Source organism: Streptococcus sp. ACS2 (genome assembly GCF_000525585.1).
In the GTDB taxonomy this organism is placed as follows: Bacteria; Bacillota; Bacilli; order Lactobacillales; family Streptococcaceae; genus Streptococcus.
Window position 1 is genome coordinate 26,538 of the sequence record NZ_JALT01000038.1, and the last position, 24,908, is coordinate 51,445.

At 39.0% G+C, this 24,908-nt stretch carries 19 protein-coding genes; 6 read left to right on the forward strand and 13 right to left on the reverse strand.

Going from position 1 to position 24,908, the window contains the following annotated elements; genetic code table 11:
* Positions 1-72: 72 nt before the first annotated feature.
* The 3 genes from HMPREF1517_RS07620 to HMPREF1517_RS07630 form a co-directional block, all read right to left on the reverse strand.
* A complete protein-coding gene (locus HMPREF1517_RS07620) occupies positions 73-1,488 on the reverse strand; it encodes a sensor histidine kinase (protein ID WP_004182392.1) in 1,416 nt (471 codons plus the stop codon).
* Positions 1,478-2,152 (reverse strand): response regulator transcription factor, encoded by a 675-nt coding sequence (locus HMPREF1517_RS07625; RefSeq protein ID WP_002891134.1) that lies wholly within the window; start codon positions 2,150-2,152, stop codon positions 1,478-1,480. The genes HMPREF1517_RS07620 and HMPREF1517_RS07625 overlap by 11 nt, the downstream gene beginning before the upstream one ends.
* A 197-nt stretch (positions 2,153-2,349) precedes the next feature.
* Positions 2,350-4,020: a formate--tetrahydrofolate ligase gene (locus HMPREF1517_RS07630; RefSeq protein WP_004182072.1), complete on the reverse strand. Its 1,671-nt coding sequence runs from the start codon at positions 4,018-4,020 to the stop codon at positions 2,350-2,352.
* A gap of 194 nt (positions 4,021-4,214) precedes the next feature.
* On the opposite strand from HMPREF1517_RS07630, the gene HMPREF1517_RS07635 reads away from it, so the two are divergent.
* From HMPREF1517_RS07635 to HMPREF1517_RS07650, 4 genes are all read left to right on the forward strand, one after another.
* Entirely contained in the window at positions 4,215-4,898 is a 684-nt protein-coding gene (locus tag HMPREF1517_RS07635; RefSeq protein ID WP_022496696.1) for a phosphopantothenate--cysteine ligase, read from the forward strand.
* A complete protein-coding gene (gene coaC / locus HMPREF1517_RS07640; protein ID WP_022496697.1) occupies positions 4,891-5,436 on the forward strand; it encodes a phosphopantothenoylcysteine decarboxylase in 546 nt (181 codons plus the stop codon). Before HMPREF1517_RS07635 ends, coaC begins: the two co-directional genes overlap by 8 nt.
* 28 nt (positions 5,437-5,464) lie before the next feature.
* Positions 5,465-6,037 carry an ECF transporter S component gene (locus HMPREF1517_RS07645; RefSeq protein ID WP_022496698.1) on the forward strand — a complete coding sequence of 191 codons (573 nt, stop codon included), beginning with the start codon at positions 5,465-5,467 and terminating at the stop codon, positions 6,035-6,037.
* 81 nt (positions 6,038-6,118) lie between these two features.
* On the forward strand, positions 6,119-7,837 hold the full coding sequence (locus tag HMPREF1517_RS07650; protein ID WP_037600760.1) for a phospho-sugar mutase: 1,719 nt from the start codon (positions 6,119-6,121) through the stop codon (positions 7,835-7,837).
* 137 nt (positions 7,838-7,974) lie between these two features.
* Here the strand turns inward: HMPREF1517_RS07650 and metF are convergent, their stop codons facing one another.
* The 3 genes from metF to HMPREF1517_RS07665 form a co-directional block, all read right to left on the reverse strand.
* Positions 7,975-8,850 (reverse strand): methylenetetrahydrofolate reductase [NAD(P)H], encoded by an 876-nt coding sequence (metF, locus tag HMPREF1517_RS07655; RefSeq protein ID WP_013990458.1) that lies wholly within the window; start codon positions 8,848-8,850, stop codon positions 7,975-7,977.
* Positions 8,851-9,036: 186 nt separating this feature from the next.
* Positions 9,037-11,286, reverse strand: a complete 2,250-nt coding sequence (metE, locus tag HMPREF1517_RS07660) for a 5-methyltetrahydropteroyltriglutamate--homocysteine S-methyltransferase (RefSeq protein WP_037600764.1) — start codon at positions 11,284-11,286, stop codon at positions 9,037-9,039.
* A gap of 252 nt (positions 11,287-11,538) precedes the next feature.
* The gene (locus tag HMPREF1517_RS07665; protein WP_037600767.1) at positions 11,539-11,889 is read right to left on the reverse strand and encodes a hypothetical protein; all 351 of its coding nucleotides are present in this window, start codon (positions 11,887-11,889) and stop codon (positions 11,539-11,541) included.
* A gap of 146 nt (positions 11,890-12,035) precedes the next feature.
* Between HMPREF1517_RS07665 and pabB the strand changes: the two genes are divergently transcribed.
* Together pabB and HMPREF1517_RS07675 are read left to right on the forward strand one after the other, a co-directional pair.
* Positions 12,036-13,766, forward strand: a complete 1,731-nt coding sequence (gene pabB / locus HMPREF1517_RS07670) for an aminodeoxychorismate synthase component I (RefSeq protein ID WP_037600770.1) — start codon at positions 12,036-12,038, stop codon at positions 13,764-13,766.
* 210 nt (positions 13,767-13,976) lie between these two features.
* Positions 13,977-16,613 carry a calcium-translocating P-type ATPase, PMCA-type gene (locus HMPREF1517_RS07675; protein ID WP_037600773.1) on the forward strand — a complete coding sequence of 879 codons (2,637 nt, stop codon included), beginning with the start codon at positions 13,977-13,979 and terminating at the stop codon, positions 16,611-16,613.
* A gap of 182 nt (positions 16,614-16,795) precedes the next feature.
* Here the strand turns inward: HMPREF1517_RS07675 and dltD are convergent, their stop codons facing one another.
* The 7 genes from dltD to HMPREF1517_RS07710 all read right to left on the reverse strand — a co-directional run bounded on the left by dltD (position 16,796) and on the right by HMPREF1517_RS07710 (position 24,902).
* A complete protein-coding gene (dltD, locus tag HMPREF1517_RS07680; RefSeq protein WP_037600776.1) occupies positions 16,796-18,064 on the reverse strand; it encodes a D-alanyl-lipoteichoic acid biosynthesis protein DltD in 1,269 nt (422 codons plus the stop codon).
* Positions 18,057-18,296, reverse strand: coding sequence for a D-alanine--poly(phosphoribitol) ligase subunit DltC (gene dltC, locus HMPREF1517_RS07685; RefSeq protein ID WP_002891149.1), 240 nt, complete (start codon positions 18,294-18,296; stop codon positions 18,057-18,059). Before dltC ends, dltD begins: the two co-directional genes overlap by 8 nt.
* A 13-nt stretch (positions 18,297-18,309) precedes the next feature.
* Positions 18,310-19,560 carry a D-alanyl-lipoteichoic acid biosynthesis protein DltB gene (dltB, locus tag HMPREF1517_RS07690; protein WP_037600779.1) on the reverse strand — a complete coding sequence of 417 codons (1,251 nt, stop codon included), beginning with the start codon at positions 19,558-19,560 and terminating at the stop codon, positions 18,310-18,312.
* Positions 19,557-21,107, reverse strand: coding sequence for a D-alanine--poly(phosphoribitol) ligase subunit DltA (gene dltA / locus HMPREF1517_RS07695; RefSeq protein ID WP_037600782.1), 1,551 nt, complete (start codon positions 21,105-21,107; stop codon positions 19,557-19,559). The genes dltB and dltA overlap by 4 nt, the downstream gene beginning before the upstream one ends.
* Before the next feature lie 8 nt (positions 21,108-21,115).
* On the reverse strand, positions 21,116-21,247 hold the full coding sequence (locus tag HMPREF1517_RS07700) for a teichoic acid D-Ala incorporation-associated protein DltX (protein ID WP_002885174.1): 132 nt from the start codon (positions 21,245-21,247) through the stop codon (positions 21,116-21,118).
* A 177-nt stretch (positions 21,248-21,424) separates the two neighbouring features.
* Positions 21,425-23,173 carry an ABC transporter ATP-binding protein gene (locus HMPREF1517_RS07705; protein WP_037600785.1) on the reverse strand — a complete coding sequence of 583 codons (1,749 nt, stop codon included), beginning with the start codon at positions 23,171-23,173 and terminating at the stop codon, positions 21,425-21,427.
* Entirely contained in the window at positions 23,163-24,902 is a 1,740-nt protein-coding gene (locus HMPREF1517_RS07710) for an ABC transporter ATP-binding protein (RefSeq protein WP_037600788.1), read from the reverse strand. The genes HMPREF1517_RS07705 and HMPREF1517_RS07710 overlap by 11 nt, the downstream gene beginning before the upstream one ends.
* Between the last annotated feature and the right edge of the window lie 6 nt (positions 24,903-24,908).

A 24,908-nucleotide genomic window follows, 5' to 3' on the forward strand; every position in this document is an offset into this window, starting at 1 on the left:
AGCTCCATTTAGGAGTTTTTTTATTACCTAAAAAACCTGCTAGCTTATCGCCTAGCAGGTTTTCTTTATTGATTAAACTCCGGTAATCTTAACTTCAAAAATCGTTCCCTTTGGTTGATTATCTTTAACAACAATTGTTCCTTTAAGAGCTAAAACAATTTGTTGCGCTAGGGATAAGCCAAGTCCAAACCCACCTTTTTGTCTGGTTCTAGCCTTATCTACGCGATAAAATCGATCAAAGATTTTTTTCTTATCACTATCTGATATCCCAGGACCATTATCAGCTACAGAAATATAAAGATGGCGGTCATTAGTGCGAACAGTAAAGGTAACATGTCCGTCATCTTCCGTATATTTAATAGCATTATCAAATAAGATGGTCATTAACTGTTTCAATAACGTTTTATCAGTCTGGATTGGACGACCAACTTGGTTTTGAGCCGTGAAACCTTTCTCATTTTCTTCTGCAATCATGGCATAGTTGGTAAATACTGTATCAAAGAAAGCAGGTTCTAAGGTTTCGATTTCTGGTTTAATACCATCGTCACGACGAGCCAAGTTCAAGAGATTAGTCGTCAACAGACGCATATTACGTACTTCATCAAGACTTGATGCAATATTCTCTGAATTATCTAAAATAGTACTCTCAGGCTTGCGGAAAAGAACTTCTAACCTGTTTTGAATCACAGCAAGCGGTGTCCGTAACTCATGGCTAGCATTCTCAACAAAAGCCTTCTGCTTCTCCAAGCTTTCCTGGATAGGACGTCTTGACCACTTAGCCAAATACATACTAGCCGCAACAGATAAAAGCCAGAAGAAACTCATCATGATGACAATTAGCTTAACATAACGTTCAGTGGCTTCTTCCAATTGAGTTGTATTAATCGCAATAACAAGGTACTTAGCATCAGGATAGAGGCTATTATCTACTTTTTCAGTAATCAGACGGTACTTTTCCGTTTGATCGAAATAATTCTGAGCACTTCCCTTGCTGATAACATCAATGTTATTTTTGTCTATTGGTAAATTGGATAAGCTTGAAAATTTATCAACAACATTAAGGACTTTTCCATTCTTATCAAGTACCAAGACACTAGTATTTGCCGCAACAGATAAATCGTGAGGGGTATCTTCAATTTTTGATTTCTTCTTAGGCTCTTTCTTAGAGCCACTCGAGTCAGGTGTTTCAGCTGTCGACTCTTTAGTATCATAGGCTTGGTAAATGGTTGTCGTATTATTTTGATCTACCTCAGAAGTCAGAAAAAGTTCCCGTTTTAGCATTTCCATTTCTAAATAAGAATTGGTTTTAGTGGCTGCCATTTTCAGACTAGAGTCCACATTGGAATAAACGCCGTAACTCAGAATCTGCAAAATCATGACAGTCATGATAAGGAAAATACCAGAAAAAGTGGCAAAGAAATGAATGAACGACTTAAATCCGTCTGACTTGATTCTCCTAAAGAGATAATTGAAAAATTTAGTCAGCATTCTTCAAAATATACCCCACACTTCTCAAGGTTTGGAGATTGGCAGCAAAGTCTGTTCCTTTAAGTTTCTTACGAATTTTAGAAACATAAACCTCAACAACTGATACTGTGGTATCACTATCAAATCCCCAAAGACGGTCAAAAATTTGTGACTTAGGCAAAATTACGTTTTGATTTTGTAAGAAGTAAACTAATAAATCAAACTCTTTACCAAGAAGTTCTACTTCTTTATCCCCCACAAAGGTTGAATTTGTAGCAAGATTGACACGAACATCACCAAAAGAAAGTGTGTTTTGGTCAAATTTACCAGATCGTTTCAAAAGTGCTTGAATACGCATCTTCAACTCTTCTAAATAGAAAGGTTTGGTTAGATAGTCGTCTGCACCCAGTTCAAAGCCATGACCCTTATCATCTAGACTTTCCTTAGCCGTCATGATAAGTACAGGAGTTGTTACACCTTTTTCACGTAATTCTCTAAGAACCGTGAAACCATCTTTTTCAGGTAACATAAGGTCTAAAAGAATCAAATCATAGACGCCACTTTCAGCTTCGTAGAGACCTTCATCTCCATCAAAGACTTGCATCACATCAGCAAAGTCATCTAAAAAATCAAAAACTGAGTTCGACAAACTCAAATCATCTTCTACTAGTAGTATTTTAATCATAGTTATCTCCCTTGTTAGGTGTCAAAGATACAAATAACACTTTGACTAAGTTTTATCATTATATCTAAAATAGACGTAATCATCTAGTGCTTTGATCTTATTTTATTTAGATTTAGTCTACTAAACTTTCCTTAAGTTTTTCATAACTCTAACAAAAAAACAGCACCAATAGGTACTGTTTATATCGATATTTCTTCTTAGAACAAACCAACAGCTGTTCCGTCTTCAGCTACGTCCATCTTGAGGGCTGCTGGTGCTTTTGGAAGACCAGGCATTGTCATGACGTCTCCTGTAAGAGCTACGATAAATCCAGCACCTGTTTTAGGAACAAATTCACGGATAGTGATATCAAAACCTTCTGGTGCTCCAAGTAAGAATTGGTTATCTGAGAAGCTATATTGTGTTTTAGCCATACATACTGGCAATTTATCCCAACCGAATTCTGCAAATTGTTTGAGTTGGTTCTTAGCTTTTTTCTCGAAGACAACTGATTTACCACCATAGATTTCAGTAACAATCTTAGTGATTTTTTCTTCCAAGCTATCATCATCAGAATAAAGACGTTTATAGTCGGCATTACCATTTTCAACAGCATCAACTACTGCGTTGGCAAGGTCAATACCACCATCAGCACCATTAGCCCAAACGCTAGCCAATTCAACAGGAACATCGATTTCTGCACAAAGTTCTTTAAGGGCTGCAATTTCAGCTTCTGTATCAGCAACAAACTCGTTAATAGCAACGACTGCTGGAAGACCAAATTTACGAACGTTTTCTACATGACGTTTCAAGTTTGCGAAGCCATCACGAACGGCCTGAACATTTTCTTCAGAGAGGTCAGTTTTGGCTACCCCACCGTGCATTTTGAGAGCACGAAGTGTTGCAACAATAACAACGGCATCAGGAGTTGTTGGGAGGTTTGGAGTCTTGATATCAAGGAATTTTTCAGCACCAAGGTCAGCACCGAAACCTGCTTCAGTAATCGTATAATCAGCCAAACGAAGAGCTGTAGCTGTAGCTAGAACTGAGTTACATCCGTGAGCGATGTTGGCAAATGGACCACCGTGTACCAAGGCTGGTGTCCCATAAATTGTCTGTACCAAGTTTGGTTTGATGGCATCTTTAAGAATAAGGGTAAGCGCACCTTCAATTTCAAGATCACGTACATAAACTGGTGTACGATCATAACGGTAGGCAACTACAATATTTGCCAAACGTTCTTTAAGGTCATTAATATCAGTAGCCAAGCAAAGAATCGCCATGATTTCAGACGCAACAGTAATATCAAAACCATCTTCACGTGGAATACCATTAAGTGGTCCGCCAAGACCAACGTTTACATGACGAAGCGCACGGTCATTAAGGTCAACCACACGTTTCCAAATGATACGGCGTTGGTCAATGCCGAGAGCATTTCCTTGATGAATATGGTTGTCAAGAAGGGCTGACAAAGCATTATTCGCTGTAGTAATAGCGTGCATATCCCCTGTGAAGTGGAGGTTGATATCTTCCATCGGAAGCACTTGAGCGTAACCACCACCTGCAGCACCACCTTTGATTCCCATAACCGGACCAAGTGATGGTTCACGAAGGGCAATCATTGTTTTCTTACCAATTTTGTTAAGAGCATCTGCAAGACCAATTGACATGGTTGATTTCCCTTCACCAGCTGGTGTTGGGTTGATAGCTGTCACCAAAATCAATTTTCCTGGCTTATTGTCTTTGACAGCATTGATTTTATCAAATGACAATTTTGCCTTATATTTTCCGTAGAGTTCCAAATCGTCAAAGCCGATTCCAACTTTTTCAACTACTTCTGTGATTGGTTTTAATTCTACACTTTGAGCAATTTCGATATCTGTTTTCATGAGACACTCCTCTATATTTTTCTAGAATCTATTATATCAGAGTTTGATAAAAAACGCATTATTTTTGGTTAATTACTTTTCAATGTTCGGTTTTTGTTTTGTTATAAATCGTTATAACTTTAATTTATAGGGGTACGCCTCAAAAATACTTACTTTTTATTTACTAAAGACCCAATTTTTAGTACAATACTACTATGAAAATTTTGATTACATCGGGTGGTACCACTGAAAAGATTGATGCTGTACGTGGAATCACAAACCATTCAACAGGTTATCTAGGAAAGGAAATCGCTGAACTTTTCTTGGCTAAGGGTCACCAAGTAACCTTAGTAACGACCAAGACAGCGGTTAAACCAGAACCGAAAGAAAATCTAAAGATTACAGAAATTACGAACGTAGAAAGTCTTCTCAAAAAGATGGAGCCACTCGTCAAAGAGCACGATGTTCTTATACATAGTATGGCAGTCTCTGATTATACGCCTATTTATATGACGGATTTTGCTGAACTGGAGGACACCGAAGATCTCGCTCAATTCTTGCATAAATCTAACACTGAAAGCAAGATATCATCGGCTTCTGATTATCAGGTTCTTTTTCTTAAAAAAACACCGAAGGTCATTAGCCTCGTCAAACAATGGAATCCTGATATTCAATTGATTGGCTTCAAACTTTTGGTTAATGTAAGTAAAGAAGAGCTTTTTGAGGTTGCTCGTGCAAGTCTGAAACACAACAAAGCTGATATTATTGTTGCCAACGACTTGAGTGACATTACTCCAAATCAGCATATTGCCTATCTTGTTGACGAAAAAAACGAGGAGAAAGTTACGACTAAATCTGCGATTGCTCGAGCCTTATTTGAAAGGATATGCCATGACTAAACGTATCATCCTTGCTGTTTCAGGATCAATATCTGCCTATAAAGCAGCTGATCTAACAAGTAGGTTAAAGAAAAAAGGTTATGACGTTCACGTCATTATGACTGAAGCTGCTCAAGCCTTTATCACCCCTCTGACACTTCAAGTCCTTTCGAAGAACCCTGTTCACACTGATGTCATGGAAGAAAAATTGGCTGAACGTATTAATCATATTGACTTAGGTAAAGAAGCTGACCTCTTTGTTGTAGCTCCAGCTTCAGCAAATACCATTGCCAAATTAGCATATGGTCTAGCCGATAATATGCTTACTGCTACTGCTTTAGCTTTACCTAGCACCACCCCAAAACTAATTGCCCCTGCAATGAATACGAAAATGTATGAAAATCCACTGACTAAGAAGAATCTAAATACTTTGCATGACCTTGGCTACCAAGAAATTCTTCCAAAATCAGGTTTACTGGCTTGTGGAGATACAGGACGTGGTGCCTTAGCTGATATTGATGACATTATTGAATCCATTGACAATGCTTTAACAAAATAGCCTTGCAGAGAATAAAAAGGAGTTTATGATGAATAAGAAAAATAAAGCAAACCAAACGGCTCAGTTATCCCTCTTGATAGCTACAATGGTTGTAATCGAAGTACTCAGTCAAACCATCTTTGCTGCTTTTGTACTTCCAATCAAACCAACCCTAACCCATATCCCAGTTATTATCGCTAGCATCGTCTACGGTCCTAAAATTGGAGCTTATTTGGGTGGCTTCATGGGAATTATGAGTATTATTCGAAACACTGTTATCTATACGGTTAGTAGCTATCTCTTTAGTCCTTTTGTTGAAGGGGGAACTTGGGCATCTGCAGTCATTGCCATCGTTCCTCGTATCCTGATCGGTATTTTCCCTTACTTTGTCTACAAATTACTTCAAAACCGTCTAGGTCTGATGCTATCTGGGGTTTTAGGTGCTTTCACAAATACATTTTTCGTACTTCTCGGCATCTATTTCCTAATCCCTAACTTCTACACAGCAGGTGGCAAAACACTGATGGCAACCATTTTCACAACAAATTCGATTGCTGAAATGATTATCGCCGGTCTGTTAACTCTAAGTATCACACCAGTGTTACTGCGATTGAAAAAATAAAGAAAAAACATGGTAATTACCATGTTTTTTTTCTTTAATTATGGTATAATGTAAGCGTTTAAAAATATAAAGGAGATTGCTATGTCTTACACTGAAAATTATCAAAAATGGCTCGACTTTGCTGAATTGCCTGCTTACCTTCGTGATGAGTTGGTCGCAATGGATGAAAAAACGAAAGAAGATGCCTTCTATACCAACCTTGAATTCGGTACAGCTGGTATGCGTGGATTGATTGGTGCCGGTACTAACCGCATTAACATTTACGTTGTTCGCCAAGCAACTGAAGGTTTGGCCCAATTGATTGACTCAAAAGGGGAAGAAGCTAAAAAACGTGGTGTTGCTATTGCTTACGATAGCCGTCACTTCTCTCCTGAGTTTGCTTTTGAATCTGCTCAAGTTTTGGCTGCTCACGGTATCAAATCTTATGTATTTGAAAGCCTACGTCCAACACCTGAATTGTCATTTGCTGTTCGTCATCTCCACACATTTGCTGGTATCATGGTAACAGCTAGCCACAACCCTGCTCCATTTAATGGATACAAGGTTTATGGTGAAGACGGTGGACAAATGCCACCTGCAGATGCTGATGCTTTGACAGATTACATCCGTGCTATCGAAAATCCTTTCACTGTGCAATTGGCTGACCTTGAAGAAAGCAAAGCTAGCGGCTTGATTGAAGTTATCGGTGAAAACGTCGACGCTGAATACTTGAAAGAAGTGAAAGGCGTTAACATTAACCAAGACTTGATCAATGAATACGGTCGTGACATGAAGATTGTCTACACTCCACTTCATGGTACTGGTGAAATGTTGGCTCGTCGTGCTCTTGCACAAGCTGGATTTGAAGCTGTTCAAGTTGTTGAAGCTCAAGCTGTTCCAGATGCTGACTTCTCAACTGTTAAATCTCCAAACCCTGAAAACCAAGCTGCCTTTGCTCTTGCTGAAGAACTTGGTCGCAAAGTAGACGCTGATGTATTGGTTGCAACTGACCCAGATGCTGACCGCCTTGGTGTTGAAATCCGCCAACCAGATGGATCTTACCTCAACCTTTCTGGTAACCAAATCGGAGCTATCATTGCTAAATATATTCTTGAAGCTCACAAAACAGCTGGTACACTTCCTGCAAATGCTGCCCTCTGTAAATCAATCGTATCAACTGAGTTGGTGACTAAGATTGCAGAAAGCTACGGCGCAACTATGTTTAACGTCTTGACTGGTTTCAAATTTATCGGTGAGAAAATCCATGAATTTGAAACACAACACAACCACACTTACATGCTTGGTTTCGAAGAAAGCTTCGGTTACCTCATCAAACCATTCGTACGTGACAAAGACGCTATCCAAGCTGTTCTTATCGTTGCTGAAATCGCAGCTTACTACCGCTCACGTGGCATGACTTTGGCAGATGGTATCGAAGAAATCTACAAACAATACGGCTACTTCGCAGAAAAAACAATCTCTGTTACCCTCTCAGGTGTTGACGGAGCTGCTGAAATCAAGAAAATCATGGATAAATTCCGTGGTAATGCTCCTAAACAATTCAACAACACAGACATTGCTAAGACAGAAGACTTCTTGGAACAAACAGCTACTACTGCTGACGGCGTTGAAAAATTGACAACTCCTCCAAGTAACGTGCTTAAATACATCTTGGCTGATGATTCATGGTTTGCCGTTCGTCCTTCAGGTACAGAACCAAAAATCAAATTCTACATCGCTACAGTTGGTGAATCTGAAGCAGATGCTAAAGAAAAAATTGCTAATATCGAAGCAGAAATCAATGCTTTCGTAGGCGAATAATATTTAAGACTTAGAGCTAAGCTCTAAGTCTTTTTTATACACGACAATACTAGGATTGTAAGCAAGTCACCCATTTTACTACTCGAAACAAGCAACCACCTATAGACTAATCTATAGGTGGTAGTTTTATGATTTAATTATAGAGCGCTAACTTGTGAATGATGCTTAAACAAGGAATGAGTAGCTCCATGAATATGACGAGCGGTCTCTGCATTATTCATGGTGTAGAGGTGAACGCCTGCAACATCTTGCGTAACAAGATCGACAATCTGGTCAATAGCATAGGCAAGACCTGCCGCTCTAAGTGACTCAGGATCATGCTCATACTTATCCAAAATGGCACGGAACTTACGTGGTAAATGGATATTCTCACAAGTCTTAAGCAAACGTAGGGCTTGGTTACGATTCAAAATAGGCATAATACCCGCATGAATTGGTACATCAATTCCAGCCAAGGTACATTTATCTTGAAAATCATAGAAACGTTCATTGTCAAAGAAGAGTTGAGTTACAAGGCTAGAACAACCTGCATCAACCTTTTTCTTAAGGTTTTGGATATCAGAGATTTGATTTGGCGAATCTGGATGCCCTTCAGGATAGCAGGCACCGATGATATCAAATTGAGGAGCTTCTTCCTTAATAAACTCAATCAAATCAGTGGCATATCTAAAGTCTTTAAGAGGTTCCACACCAGGAATGATATCACCACGTAGGGCTAAGATACGGTGTACACCAACAGCATCCAAGTCACGTAAGGTATCAGCAACCTTTTCTTTACTCAAATAGATAGCCGGAAGGTGGGCAATCGTTGGGATGGCTAGGTCATTTTGAATATGATCTGCCAAAGGAACCGTCGTCTCTTTGATATTATATTTGTTATTACTAGCTGTCACACTGATAAAGTGTGGAGCCAATCCTTGCATATCCTCAAGGGCACGTAGAATTTTTTCGTTACCTACTGCAGGGTTAGGTGGAAAGACTTCAAAAGAGAGTGATGGTGTTTGGCTTGTCATATTTTATACCTTCTTCTTTTTAGATTTTTGTTAAGACAAAAGCTGTTTTAAGTGCCTATTGACTTCATAAGTACAGTTAAACACGTGTTAATCATAGCCTGCTTGCAAAAATCTTTAGAAAATTATTTGCTATTGAAAACCTTCTACACTTAAGGAAGAAGGTCTTCAACGTATGATAACTTCTGCTTACAAGTTTTCGCGAGCTGCTTTTGCAGCTTCTACAAGCTTGATCAAGCTTTCTTTAGTTTCTTTGATTCCGCGAGTCTTCAAACCACAGTCAGGGTTGATCCATACTTTACCGCTTGGTACTTTAGCCAAGATTGCTTCGATAGTGTGGTCAATTTCACCGTCTTGTGGGACACGTGGTGAGTGGATATCGTAAACCCCAGGTCCAACTTCTGTTTGGAAGTTTTGAGCTTTAAGTTCATCCAAGATTTCAAGATTTGAACGGCTAGCTTCAAATGAGATAACGTCAGCATCTAAGTTATCGATAGCTGGGATGATATCTGTAAATTCTGAGTAACACATGTGAGTGTGGATTTGTGTGTCTGGTGCTACAGTTGAGTGTACCAAACGGAAGGCTGGAATTGCCCAGTCGAGGTAGTCTTCATACCAGTCACTACGACGGAGCGGCAATTTTTCGCGAAGAGCAGCTTCGTCAATTTGGATAATTTTCACGCCTGCAGCTTCAAGGTCAAGAACTTCATCTTTGATTGCAAGAGCAATTTGAAGAGTTGAATCCTTGATAGAGATATCTTCACGTGGGAATGACCAGTTAAGGATAGTAACAGGTCCAGTCAACATACCTTTAACAGGTTTGTCTGTACGGCTTTGTGCGTAGCTAGACCATTTCACAGTGATTGGGTTAAGACGAGTCACATCACCCCAGATGATTGGTGGTTTAACCCCACGCATACCGTATGATTGAACCCAACCATTTTTAGAGAAGAGGTAACCTGACAAGTTTTGACCAAAGTATTCAACCATGTCGTTACGTTCGAATTCACCGTGTACAAGCACATCAAATCCAACTTCTTCTTGCCATTTAATCCATTCATCAGTGATTTCAGCAAGGAAAGCATCGTATTCTTCTTGTGACAATTCATTCTTACGGAAAGCCAAACGTTTCGCACGAACTTCCTTAGTTTGAGGGAATGAACCGATAGTTGTTGTTGGAAGCAATGGAAGTTTGAAAGCATCTTTTTGAATCGCTTCACGTTCTGCAAATGCTGGCAAACGAGTATAATCAGCTTCAGTCAACCCTGCAATACGAGCACGAAGTTCAGCATTTTCACCAACACGCTCAGTCGCAAAGAGTTCTTTGTTAGCAGCAAGGGCTTCTTCACCTTGACCATTGCGGATAGCATCCAAATCACGCAATTCGTCCAATTTTTCAACTGCAAAAGCAAAGTGGTTCAAAATAGCTGGTTCAAATTCTTCATTAGCAGTTGTAAATGGCACATGAAGAAGTGAGCAAGATGTTGTCAAAACAACATTTTCAGCTGGCACTTGTTCAAGAATTGCAAGACTCTTCTCGTAGTTGTTACGCCAGATGTTTTTACCATTGACGATACCGGCATAGAGAGTCTTATCAGCTGGGAAACCACCTTTAACCAATTCAAGTGTTTTCTTACCTTCAACAAAGTCAAGACCAATACCATCAACTGGCAAGTTCACAAGATCATTGTAGACATCACGAACATCACCAAAGTAAGTTTGGATCAAGACTTCAAGACCTTTTTTATCAGCCAAGAGTTTGTTGTAGAGATTCAAGAAGAGAGCTTTTTCTTCAGCTGTCAAATCTTTAACAAGGGCTGGCTCATCGAGTTGGATACGAGTCGCACCAAGCTCTGCCAATTTTGCAAAAACATCTTGGTATGCAGAAACAAAGCTATCTACGAAGTCTTCAGCTTTTACACCATCTTCAAAGTCAGACAATTGAAGGAAAGTGAATGGTCCAACCACAACTGGACGTGTATTAAGACCCAATTCTTTTGCTTCTTGGTACTCATCAAAAATCTTGTGACCAGCAAGTTTAACTTCTGTTGTTTTTTCAAATTTAGGAACGATGTAATGGTAGTTAGTATTAAACCATTTTTTCATAGGAAGGGCACGAACATCCCCTTTTTCACCTTGGTAACCACGCGCCAAAGCAAAGTAACGTTCAAGATCTGTCAAATCCAAGTTTTGAACAGATTCAGGTACGACGTTGAAAAGGAAAGCTGCATCAAGGAAGTTATCGTAATGTGAAAAATCATTTGAAGGAATTTCAGTGATACCCTTCTCTTTAACAATATTCCAGTGTTTTGCACGCAAGTCTTTGGCTGCTGCTAAAAGTTCATCTGCAGTAATTTCATTTCTAAAGTATTTTTCTGTTGTAAATTTTAATTCGCGGAATTCACCCAAACGTGGGAAACCAATGATAGTAGTTGACATCTTGTGTCCTCCTCTTTGTTGTTGAACTTATCTTACCAAAGAAATGGGTAGCTGTATAATTGCTATTAGTTTTCTCTATATATAGTTTTAGACTATACCCTATAAAATAAAGGGTTATCGACTTCTGTTATCTCCTTTTACTTAGATATCGTTATAGCTAATAACTATATATTGACTTACTAAATCCCTTTTTATATCAAAAAATCCCTAGACTTTTGTCTAGAGACTCTATTATTTACTAGGATCAGAACACTAAGCTCTATAAGTGCTCAGTACCCTCTCTTGAAGCCAAGATGATGTATAAGACATATTCTCACTATTGTAACTATTCCAAATAAAATAACCAAAAATTGCCAATACTAATAAGAAACAAATTCCCAAGACGGCTAACCATATGATTTGTTTCTTTAAGCTATCATACTCACTCATATAGCCATTATGAAGTTTAATGAGTTCATTTCTTTTTTTGTTACTTGACTCTTTAGCAATAGCTATTTCTAGCTCGTACATCTGGTGCTTCCATGAATTCTTAGAAGTGCCTTTTTTCATTTTATTGTTTGAAAGGCTGCTGTTGCCTTTCTCAAAGTTATTTTTTTCAGTCATATTTCCCTCTAAAATCTTCTTTTAGTCCCTATCATTATAACATATGTAAAACTATCTGAAAAGTTCATTTTTGGTTAAAATTTTGAGAAAGATAATTAAAACATGAAAAAGAACCAGAGGGAAACTTCTTATGTTATACTCTAAGTATGCATAAGAAAACTGTTATTGATTTTAAAGAACTTGGTGTCAGACAAATCTTTACAGACGCCATTAAAGAACTAAAAACAAAGGACATTAAGGAAGTCAAACCCCTTTTAGATGAACTCGAAGCCTATCAAAATGAAGGTTATTATGCAGTAGGTTATGTTTCCTATGAAGCAGCCCCTGCCTTCGAGACAAAATTTCAGGTTATTGATGGTCCATTAATGTCTGAGTATCTCCTCTACTTCACTGTTCATGAAACTGTTCAAACAGAGCCTATTCCACTTACTTATGACCCTATTACCTTACCAAAATCTTGGCAAGAGCTAACTTCTGCTGAGGAATACAAGGCTGCTATTGAGCATATACACCACCATATTCGACAAGGTGATACTTATCAGGTCAATTATACTGTTCAACTTCAACAGAACCTGACAGCTGATCCCTTTGTCATCTACAATCGATTGGTTGTTGAGCAAAATGCCCATTACAATGCCTTTATTCAGCACGATGATGTTTCTATCATTTCTATAAGTCCAGAACTCTTCTTTAAAAAAGATGGAGATAAGTTGACTACTCGTCCTATGAAAGGTACTACCAATCGAGGTTTAACAACTGAAACTGACCTTGCACAAGCAAGATGGCTAGCTCAGGACCAAAAAAATCGCTCTGAAAATATGATGATTGTTGATCTTCTTAGAAATGACATGAATCGTATTTCTAAAATAGGAAGTGAAGATGTTAAGAGCCTTTGCCAAGTTGAACAATACTCTACAGTTTGGCAAATGACTTCGACAATTGAAACGCAACTCCTGACAAATAGAAGTTTATGCGATGTCTTCCAAGCCCTTTTTCCATGCGGATCGATTACAGGTGCCCCAAAAATAGCAACCATGGAGATTATTAAGAAGGTTGAAAAACAGCCTCGAGGTGTTTATTGTGGAGCTATTGGAATCTTGGTGCCACAGGGACCTAGTATTTTCAACGTAGCCATTCGGACACTACAAATGGAAGAAACCAAGGCTATCTATGGTGTCGGAGGGGGGATTACCTGGGACAGTAACTGGGAATCCGAATACGAAGAAACCAAGCAAAAAGCTGCTGTTCTATACCGTCAGAACCCAAAATTTGATCTCATTTCTACCGGTCGTATTCATCAAGGAAAACTCCTCTTTCTGGAGGAGCATATAAAACGTTTACAAGAGAGTAGCCGATACTTTGACTATCCTTTCAATGCAGAAAAAGCGCACAATCAAGCCACAGCTCTGTGCCAATCACTAGACCTTAACACAGACTACCGTCTTAAATTGTCCCTTAAAAAAGATGGTGAACTGAAGTTTGAACATAGCCAATTAACAAACTTATCTGATGACTTTTGCCAAGCAAGATTAGTTGAGCAAAGACATCCGTTGGATAGCCCCTATACCTTCTTTAAAACAAGTTACCGTCCTCACCTTAGTATCGAACCTCACGAACAAATCTATTATAATCACGAGGGACAACTCCTAGAAACCTCTATCGGTAACATCGTTCTTAAAATCGAAGACCAACTCTACACACCACCAGTTCACCTCGGCCTCTTAAATGGCATCTACAGACAAAGTCTTATAGCTGAGAATAAGCTGAAAGAAAAAGTCCTGACTGTAAAAGATCTGAAACAGGCTCAGGCCATCTACGGATGTAATGCGGTAAGAGGGTTGTATGAATTGAAGGTGGAGGGAGATAATTATATCTAAACAAAAAAAGCGAGTTCTTTGTTCTCTCCTACTCTTACTAAAGAAACTTCAATATTCTATTGGTAAAAAAATCAACCATTTAGTAGTAAAATAAAGTATAATACTTACTGATAGTTATTCCAGTTATCTTGACTGAAATGACGAACTATTTGGCTTTAAATTTATTAGACTTAAAACTGAGTAACAATTTAGAAAGGATACAAACCTTAAATGAAAAAATTTAAAGGCTTGACTTCTGCTGAAGTTCAAGCAAGTAAAAACGCTCATGGCGATAATAGGCTCTCTAGTAAAGAGGCTAACTCGCTCCTCTCAATCTTTATCGAAGCCTTCCAAGATCAATGGATTCTTATCCTCTTGGCTGCCTTAGGATTAAAAATCATTTTCAACTTTGTTGGAATGATTTTCCCTGCTATTGGTGAAGCTAATTGGTATGAGGCTATCTCACTAATTTTCGCCATTTTGATGTCTACTGGATTCTCAGCAGTCTCACAATACCGCAATGAGCAAAAGTTCAACACTCTTCAAGAAGAGGCTTCGAAAACTAATGCTAAAGTTTATCGTGATGGTAAACTTAAAGAGGTTCTCGTTGATGATATTGTAAAAGGTGATCAGATTCTCCTTCAATCAGGGGACAAGATTCCAGTTGATGGTATCATCTTGGAAGGTGAGTTAAAAGTCAACCAAGCTGTCCTTAATGGTGAAAGTGAAGATGCTAAAAAACTTCCTCTTGGTGATCAAAAAGAGCCAGACTCTTCGGATCTCTTTACAGAGCTCAAAGTCTTCCGTGGTACAGTTGTTACTTCGGGTGAAGCTGTTATGGAAGCTACACAAATTGGTGATAACACCGTTCTTGGAAGCATCAATACTTCTCTTCAAGAAGATAGTAAAGATTCACCATCTAAAGAGAAACTTAACAAGCTTGCTGGTAATATCGGTGTCCTCGGTTATAGTGCAGGTGCTGCATACTCAGTAATCAACCTTGTATTAGGCTTTATTGCCCTTAATAAGGCTAATAACCTCAATGGTGGTTCAATCTTCCTCCTTATCATTGAAACAATTCTCTTTACGGTTACAATCATCATCATGGCCGTTCCAGAAGGTCTGCCAATGATGTTGGCACTCGTTTCCTCAATGAACTCAGGACGACTTTTAGCTCAAAATATCTTAGTTCGCCATCCTGATACCATTGAAACAGCCGGATACATGAATATCCTCTTCAGTGATAAGACTGGTACCATCACAGAAGGTAAACTATCTGTAGTTGACTTCTTCCTTGCTGATGGAACACTTTATGCGGCTACTGGTGAAACTGATGCTCCTGATTTTGACACAATGTCAGATAGCCTTAAAGCTGAAATGATTAATGGTATCGGTCTTAACAACGATGCCATGGTAGCTGATGGCAGTGCTGTTGGTAGTAATGCCACTGACCGTGCACTTCTTGATTTCCTTATTGGCCGTTCTCAACTTGATTTCGATACGAACACAATTACTGAGAAGCAACAATTCAACTCAGCAACAAAATTCGCAAGTGTAACAACTAAGGACGGAAAAACTTACATCAAAGGTGCCCCAGAATTCATCCTAAATGACTGCTACTACTATCTTGATAAAGATGGTAATAAACAAAACTTTACAGATGATATTAAAGCTCGTTTCCAAGAATTGTCATTGGAACAAGCTAACCGTTCAATGCGTTTGCTTGCTATCCTAAATACAGATGGTAATGATAAAGTCTTGATTGGTATCGTATGTATCCGTGATAACGTTCGTTCTTCAATTAAACAAACTGTTGAAACAATGAACCGTGCGGGTGTTCAAGTAGTTATGGTAACTGGTGACCGTAAAGAAACCGCTGTTGCTATCGCTAAAGAAGCCGGTATCGTCACTGGAGAAAATGACCTTGTCCTTACTCACGATGAACTCTCTGCCCTCTCAGATCAAGAACTTAAACAACAATTGCCTCACTTAAAAGTGGTAAGTCGTGCCCTTCCAATGGATAAAAAACGTCTTATTGAGGCAGCTCAAGACCTTGAAATGGTCGCTGGTATGACAGGTGATGGGGTCAATGACTCACCTGCCTTAAAATCAGCTGATGTCGGTTTCTCAATGGGTGATGGTACTGAAGTTGCACGTGAAGCTTCAGATATCGTTATCTTGAATAACTCATTGACTTCGATTGAAAAAGCCGTCCTCTATGGACGTACTATGAGTAAGTCAGTAAGTAAATTTATCATCTTCCAATTAACTGTTAACGTAACGACTATTGCCATGTCACTTCTATCACCACTTTTGGGTCTCAAAGAGCCATTTACAATCATCCAAATTCTTTGGATTAACCTTATCATGGACACACTTGCTGCCCTTGCCTTTGGTGAAGAGCCTACGCTAGATCGTTATATGAACGAAAAACCAGTTGCTAAGAAAGCAAATATTCTTACTGGTTATATGAAATCCGCTATCGGAGTTGCAAGTGTCTTCATTACTGTCGTATGTTTAGCCATTCTTAAAAATGTTGGTGGTATCCAAGACTTTATCACAAATGGAACTGGTAACTTTGAAATGGTCACAACATTCACATTTACAGTATTTATCTATGCTGTCATCTTCAACTCACTTAACACACGTAGTAATGGATTTAATGTTTTTGAACATATCAGCGAAAACAAGAAATTCTCAATTGTAATGATTTCTATTGCTGTCGTTCAAACCTTGATTATTCAATTCGGTGGTAAAGTATTTAGTACCGTTCCAATGGATGTTGAACACTATATCGTTGCTCTTCTTATCGCGGTTTTGATTATCCCTGCAGATTTAATTCGAAAAGCTCTAACTAAAAACAAATAAGATCTGTTTAAGGCAATACAAAACTTCAAAGTGACAAAAAGGATTGGGTTAATCCCCAATCCTTTTTAATAAATTCTGAAGGTACCTATAAAAAATAATAAGAGCAATATTATTCTCCTATTACTCTATAACAAAAAGGCTTATTAAAGCCTATTTGTTATATCCTGATTTATTAAGTAACACTACTTAAACTGACTAGGAGCCCCTGTATAACCTGCCCAATCCTTACTATAAAAGCGGTCGTTCAAGTTATAGCTAGGTGCAGGTGTTGGATTACTTACAAATGGATCAACAGCCTTGTCAAAGGCTACCCATCCTTTCCATCCCATATGAATGGTGTCTTGCATAAAGTAAGGTTGATCTCCATCTTTTGAGAAGTCTGCAATATTGGTAAAGCCTTGACTTTCCAATTGATAACGGATTTTAGAAACCGTAGCATCATACATTTCTTGACTAAGTCCCGTATAAGCCATCCACTTGCTATTAACAGGTGGGATGACAAAAATGACATTAGTATTTGACTTAGCAAATTGATTTAGCACCAACTGTAGGTCACCGTATTCTTGTGAAACTTCATAAGAAAGATTTTTCTGGAAACCTTTAAGTTTACCAATCTTCTTAGACAAACGTTTCTTATAGAAACGGTCATCGATACCAAAGTCGTTTGACTTAGTATGGGCTTCTGCATCTCTTACAGCAACCTGATCAAGTGCCTCATAAGAGAGCTTGTCTGGCAACTCTTTAAGATAAGGAAGAACTTTCTTCTCGTAATTAGCGTTATTTGATGCTGCTAAAGGACTAAACAAGGCATCTTCTCGCTTATTAAGCTCTGCCATAAATTGAATATAAGTCTTATCAAGTGAATTTAACTCTTGCCCCTTAGCCACTTTAGAAAGTTGAGATTTCATAGTAATCTCAGGCTTCATCTCTAAGATACGTTGAGCTGCATACTGAGAATTTGCATCCGTCTGAATTTCACTTAAGAAACTACTAAGTTGGTCGTTATTGTAGAACTGCTGAAAAGCTGCAGAATTATACCCCTTTTTAGTAAACCATTGTGGAGACAAGACGTACACAGCTGTACCGTTTTGTAATTCTGGAAGCATTTGTTGCATTCCCAAATATTGGTTTAGAGATGCAGCACCACGTTGTCCAATAAAGTATGGGCGATAGTTACGGTCGTACTTCTCAGCTAAAACAGCTGGATGAAGAGCATCAAAACGCAACCACTCACTTGACCCAAAGAAAGGGACAAATCGATGCTTCTTATCTGAAAGAGCTGTAGTTTTGTTAATCCGACTCTTAAAGTTTTCATTTGTCAGTGTTACTGCACTACGTTTTTCAGCCACATAACTATGTTTTCTGCCTTGTGGGTAGGCATATATAACTACCACTACCAAGACCAAGGCACAAATTACTGGACCAAAAATCTGCCATAAACGCTTAAGCATTGCGAAGCTCCGTTACCCCTTCAACAATCTTATTAGCTGTGTTCCAGTCATCACGACCAAATTCTGAAACTGGTACACGAATATCGAAACGTGATTCCAATTCAACGATTAGCTCAACTGTTCCCATTGAATCGAGAACACCAGCATCGAAAAGATCTTCGTCCATCATGTCAGAAACATCTTCCATGAAGAGTTCATCAATAATTTCAATAACTTCTGATTTTACATCCATTTTTATAATTCCTTTACTTATTTTTAGTGAACCAGAGGTCATTCAAGAATCCAGAGAAAATCAAGAATGACAACATAACAGTGTTAAATGTAATAAAGATTCCCAAAGCCTTCGTCCATCTATTTTCAGGAAGTGGCTCAAGACCAGCTTTCTTACGTTCTTTATTAATGGTCTTCTTCTTGCGCAACCAGGCATCATTAAGTCCTAGACCAATACCATGGAAAATACCGTATGCAATGTAGTACCAAGTAACCCCATGCCAGAATCCCATAACCATCATATTAATGACATAGGCCACATTTGAAGTCGTGTTACGATTTTTGAAAACTTTATTTCGCATCAAAACCATAACCAAACGCATAAAGATAAAGTCACGGAACCAGAAAGACAAGCTCATATGCCAACGATTCCAAAATTCTTTCAAGTCTCGTGAGATAAAAGGTTTGTCAAAGTTGATTGGGCTCTTAATCCCCATAAGGTTAGATGCTGCCAAGGCAAACATTGAGTAACCCGCAAAGTCAAAGAAGAGATCAAAACCGAAAACATACATGACACCAAGTGTTGGTAAATTAAAGATACCACCTTGAGCCAAAGCTTGTGCTTTCAGTGAAGGCAAGAGCATACTTCCGAAAATCTGCGCCAAAACAAACTTATAGAGGAAACCAAGCATGATATATTTTACAGCTTGCTCCAACATATTCATCAGCTCGTCTCGCTCAGGAATTGCTTGATAGTCTTCGTTAAAGCGTCTGAAGCGATCAATGGGACCACTCGTAAAGGTTGGCATAAAGAGCATGAATCGGAGGAACTCTCCAAGTGTAAACTCTTTAAGGACACCATCCCGCATCTCGATAATCATTCCAACTGATCGGAAGGTCAAGTAAGAAATACCAAGAAAGTTTAAAAGCGACTGAGTACCATTTATCGCAGGCTCTACCTTAACAAAAATCAAGGGAAGGACTACAAGAAACGAGTGTAAATAGAAAACCCATTTATTATCCTTTTGACTGCGGTAATGTTTGTATGAATAAACCCAGATGATTTGCCAAATAATATAAAAGAGTAAGGCTAGTAATTGACTAGCATGTGTTCCTGTCAGAGCAAGAACAATAAAGGCTAGACTTACCAAACATTCATAAATCGCAAAACGCTTTTTAAAGAAGAGACCCACAAAGATTGGCAATAGAGCTAATCCAAGGTAGATGAAATAGAAGGGATTACCGTAGGCTTCTAAATGAGGTAGCTGTTTCAAGAAGTCTATCATCGGTTGTTAACCTCACTGATAAGGCCCTTGATATCAATCTTCCCATTTGGTGTCAAAGGCAAACTCTCACGATAGAGGAACTTGGTTGGCATCATGTAAGACATCATGATATCTTCTAAGTCAGCCTTGATAGCCTTAGTAATATCGATATCACGTTCAAACTGCTCACGAACGCCATCCTTAAGAATCACATAAGCCAAGAGGTTCTGAACCTTATGGTCTTTATTGTAACGTGGTACAGCTACTGCTGAATCAATGTACTTAGACTTATTAAGGTTTTGTGAAACATCCTCTAACTCAATACGGAAACCATTAAACTTAATCTGGAAGTCCATACGGCCACCGTAAAGAAGGAGACCTTCATCAGTCATCGTTCCTACATCACCAGTATGGTAAGCAGGAAGGCCATTAAACTCGAAGAAGGCTTCAGCAGTCTTTTCAGGATTATTCATGTAGCCTTTGGACACTGCTGGTCCTGATACGATGATCTCACCCTGTTGACCATTTGGAAGGATATTCCCATCCTCATCGATAATATAAGTTGGTGAATCTTCCTTGGTATAACCAATCGGCAAACGCTTAAGGTTTGCCAGCATCTCATCAGTTACTGCTACTGCTGATAAGGCTACTGTTGCCTCAGTTGGCCCGTAAGCATTGATAATACGTGCCTCTGGGAAACGTTGGCGAAGCTTTTGAGCAGTCTTGACAGTCAACTCTTCTCCATCAAAATAGAAATGCGTAATTTCCGGCATCTTCTCTGCATTGAAGTCTTCAGACAACATTGCCATATCTGCAAATGATGGGGTCGATGTCCAAATAGCAATTGGAAGTGAGAAGATCGTTTCAAAGAGCTTCTTGAAGTCCTGCGTAATGGCTGAAGGAAGTGCATAGAGTGTTCCTCCAAGTGCCAATGTAGGTGCCCAGTACATTACCGATAGGTCAAATGAATAAGGCGGTTGAGCCAGCATTTGTGGACGTTTTGGAGTCGCAAATTCCTTATCCGTAATCATCCAGTTGGTGAAACTAAGGAGATTATTGTGTGAAATTTGTACCCCTTTAGGCTTACCTGTAGTTCCTGATGTGAAGATGATGTAATAAGTATCATCCCCCTTAACAGGATGAGTCACTTCGTAGCTAGTCTTGCTTTCAAAAGCTGTTGTCACTTGATCCAATGTTAGAATTGGAGCTTGGACTTCCTCAAGTGGGAAGTCATTGATAGCAATAATCAGACTAGGCTCTGCTACTTCAACGATAGCCGTCACGCGCTCAAGAGCTGAGTGACTATCAATTGGAATATAAGCGTGACCAGATTTAGTCAAAGCGACAAAAGTTGCCAACATTTCATACTCTTGACCGCCATAAACCACAACAGGTGATTTTTCTGGAATATCAAGACTATCAATCTTGGCAGCTAGGCTATCCGAGTCAGCTTTTAAGTCACCGTAAGTGTGAACTTCCCCTAAAATATTGTAAACAGGAAAGTCAGGTTGTGATTGGGCAAACTGCTCAATCGTTTCGATCATATCTTTAATTTTTGTATTCGTCATTATTCTTCCTAAAATTCGTTATAGATAAAATTACCTTGACCTTGTCCTAGGTAATTGTAGAGATAAATTAGGGCCATAAAAATGGCGAAATAAAGCAAGGTTTGTCCTAAAAATACCAGGACGTTTTTATGTTTTAACATTCTAATTTTCGATACCTTTTTTTATATAATATCCTCTTTAGTTTACCATCTTATCAGTATTTTTTCCAATAAAAAAGAAAAAATAACTAAATTTCATTTCTTTTTCATTAATAAGCTTCCGTGATAAATGATTGGCTAAAATCATAAAAAAAACAGAGCTTAAAAGCTCTGTCGGATTTAACTATTTTGTGTCTTTTGGGCCGTCTGCATACGATAGTACATTCCCTTAGCTTGCATCAGTTGTTCATGGGTTCCGTGTTCAACGATATCCCCATTATTCATGACCAAAATAAGGTCCGCATTTTCGATGGTAGACAATCGATGGGCAATGATGAAACTTGTTCGACCTTTCATTAATTTAGCGAAGGCGTCTTGAATGAGAAGCTCTGTACGTGTATCGATACTAGAAGTGGCTTCATCTAAGATTAAGATTTTAGGCACATTGACAAATATGCGAGCAATGGTCAAAAGCTGACGTTGTCCCTGAGAAAGGGATTGCCCAGCATCATTCAAGTAGGTGTCATAGCCTTGGGGTAACTGCTGAATAAAGAAATCTGCATTGGCAGCCTTGGCTGCTGCTATAACTTCTTCACGACTGGCTTCTGGATTACTGTAAGCAATATTATCATGGATAGTGCCGACCTCTAGCCAAGTTTCCTGTAAGACCATCCCAATCTGCTTGCGAAGACTCTCACGGGTATAATCTGTAATAGGTCTACCGTCTAGTAAAATTTGACCCTTGTCCAAATCATAGAAACGCATGAGCAGGTTAATCAAGGTAGATTTGCCTGCTCCTGTAGGGCCAACAATGGCAACAGTACTTGCCGCAGGTATATCAATGCTCAAATCCTTGATAAGAGGTTTATTAGGCAAATAACCAAATTGAACATGATCAAATTTAAAACGTCCTTGCACATCTGCTTCTTCCAAAACCACATTGCCTGTTTCTGGTATTTCATCTTCATCTAAAATTATATAAAGGCGGTCGGCACAAGCCAAGGCACTTTGAAGTTCTGAAAGAACAGACGAAATGTCATTGAAAGGCTTCGTATACTGGGTGACATAGTTTAGGAAGGTAGTCAATTGTCCCACTGTAAATGCGCCACCTGACATGATACGATAGGCTCCAACACCTGCAATGAGAGCATAAATCAGACTATTAACAAAGCGTGTAGCTGGGTTAACCGCTGACGAATAAAAGATGGCTCCCTGTGAATAATCAGCATACTTACCATTGACGTCTTTAAAACTCCTAACCATCTGGTCTTGAGCATTTAAACTCTGTACTAAGGCTTCTTGAGTCAAACTTTCCTCAATCAACTGAGTCTGCATGCCTCGCCATTTAGTTTGATTGCGATAGAGTTGATAGCTCTTCTTGGCGATAAAACGTGCCACAAGCATTGACAGGGGTGTCATCACTAGAACTAAGAGCATCATGAACCAGTCCAAACGAGCCATGGTAATGATAATAACAAATATAGTCAAAAGCCCGACGAAAAATTGGTTAAAGACCATGAGAAGTCCGTTATTTAATTGGTCACTATCTGTAGTCACACGGCTAACCATATCTCCAGTTCCTTGACGGTCAAGGTAACTGAGAGGCATGGCATGAATTTTCACCATGACTCTCTCTCGTAAACTTTCACTATAAGAGTAAATCAAACGGTTATAAATTAAAGGATTTAGCCACTGGATTGCACTATTGGCTATGATAACTACAAGCATCTGCCATATTAAACGCGACATCAAAAGAACAGCATTCATCTTAAGAACAGCATCCACTGCATCACCAATTAAGATAGGTAAGTAAACCGTTAAGGCAACTTGAACAATGGTCCCAATAGTTGCTAAGGCAAAGAGGTAACGCTGGCTTAAGATATCTCTGCTTAAACGTTTAAGCGTCGATTTATTATTTCTAGCCTTCATCAGCGACCTCCTTTTGGTGTTGAGAATAATGAATGTCTTGATAGAGTTTATTAGTGTTAAGCAACGCTTCATGATTTCCCAAGCCAACTTGATGCCCCATATCAAGCACCAAAATTTGATCAACTGCTTTTAGGCTATTTGTTCTTTGCGAAATAATAATCAAACTAGTTGATTTAAGATTATCTCTAATAGCCGCTAGTAGGCGACTTTCAGTCAGGTAATCTAGGGCTGAGGTTGAGTCATCCAAAATCAAGAACGGCGCTGGACGCATCAGCGCACGCGCAATGGTTAAACGCTGACGTTGCCCTCCCGAAAAATTACGGCCAAACGACTCAACTGGCTCATCTAAACCAAGGTCTTTGTCTTTTACAAAGTCAGCAGCCTGAGCCATGTCAAGAGCATGCCACAATTCCTTATCACTTGGTTCGTGATCAAGTCCTAGTGACAAGTTTGAACGAATGGTTCCCCTAAATAGCTCAGCTTTTTGTGGGACATAGGCAACCCAAGAACGCCACTCTTTAAGATTTCTTGGTGATTTTTGATCCTTGAAAATAGCTAAAGAACCAATCTGAGGTTGATATAAGTTCATGATTAAGTTTACCAAGGTCGATTTACCCGAACCAGTACCACCAATAATACCCAGTGACTCACCTCTAGCAATCTTTAAATCAATCTCTTGTAGTGACGGTTGACTAGCAGTCGGATAGGTAAAGGTCATGTGGCCAATAGCAAGTCCTGTTTCCGACTGATCTGGTTTTCTTAGTGTTAAAGGTGCCTCAATATCCTCATCTTGGAGTTCAAAAATAGCTTGTACCCTTTTCGCCGAAATAAAGCTCTGGTTAAGATTGGTCAACATCATAGCCAATTTAAGAAGCTCCGTCAAAATTTGCAAGAGATAATTGACCAGAGCAATCAGCATCCCTTGAGACAAGAGCCCACCTTGAATTTGCAGATTTCCTTGCCAAAGGACAGCAATCAAAGTCATATTAACAACTAGGAAAGTCAAAGGACTAATGAGACTTGCTATCACGCCTGTTTTGAGTTGCCACTTCTTCAGGTCTTTATTTACAGTCGTGAAGTTATCTAATTCACGCTCACTCTGACCAAAGGCACGAATAACCCTCATACCTTCAAGTTGTTGGCGCGTATTAGTAACAATTGACTCATTAATCACTCGTATCTTGGCATATAAAGGATTGACGATGCGACTAGCTAGTACAATAATAAGGGTCAATACCAAGACCATACCAAGAAACCAGAGGGTCAAGCGTGGACTGATTCGGAATGCCATAATAATGGCTCCTGTCACAATAATTGGTGCCCTCAAAAAGAGCCTCAAAAATTGATTTATCCCCGTTTGGATTTGAAAGGTATCACCAGTCAAGCGTGTTACCAAACTTGAAGTTCCAATCTCATCCCGCTTTTCCTTTGATAAACGCATGATTTTCGCATAGAGGTCATTGGTCAACACTCGCGCATAACCAACTGCTGCTCTTGATGAAAAATACTGTGCTGAAATAGCAACGACAACACCAATAACGGCAAGTCCAAACAAGACAAAAATCATCAAAAAGAGATGATTTTTGTCTTTATTTGGAATAGTTGTGTCGACAATTCCAGCAATGACTAGTGGGACCAAAAGTTCGAAACTGGCTTCGATTAATTTAAAAACGGGACCCAGGATACTGTCTTTGACATATCCTTTAAAATAAACTAATAATGCTTTCATTTGTCT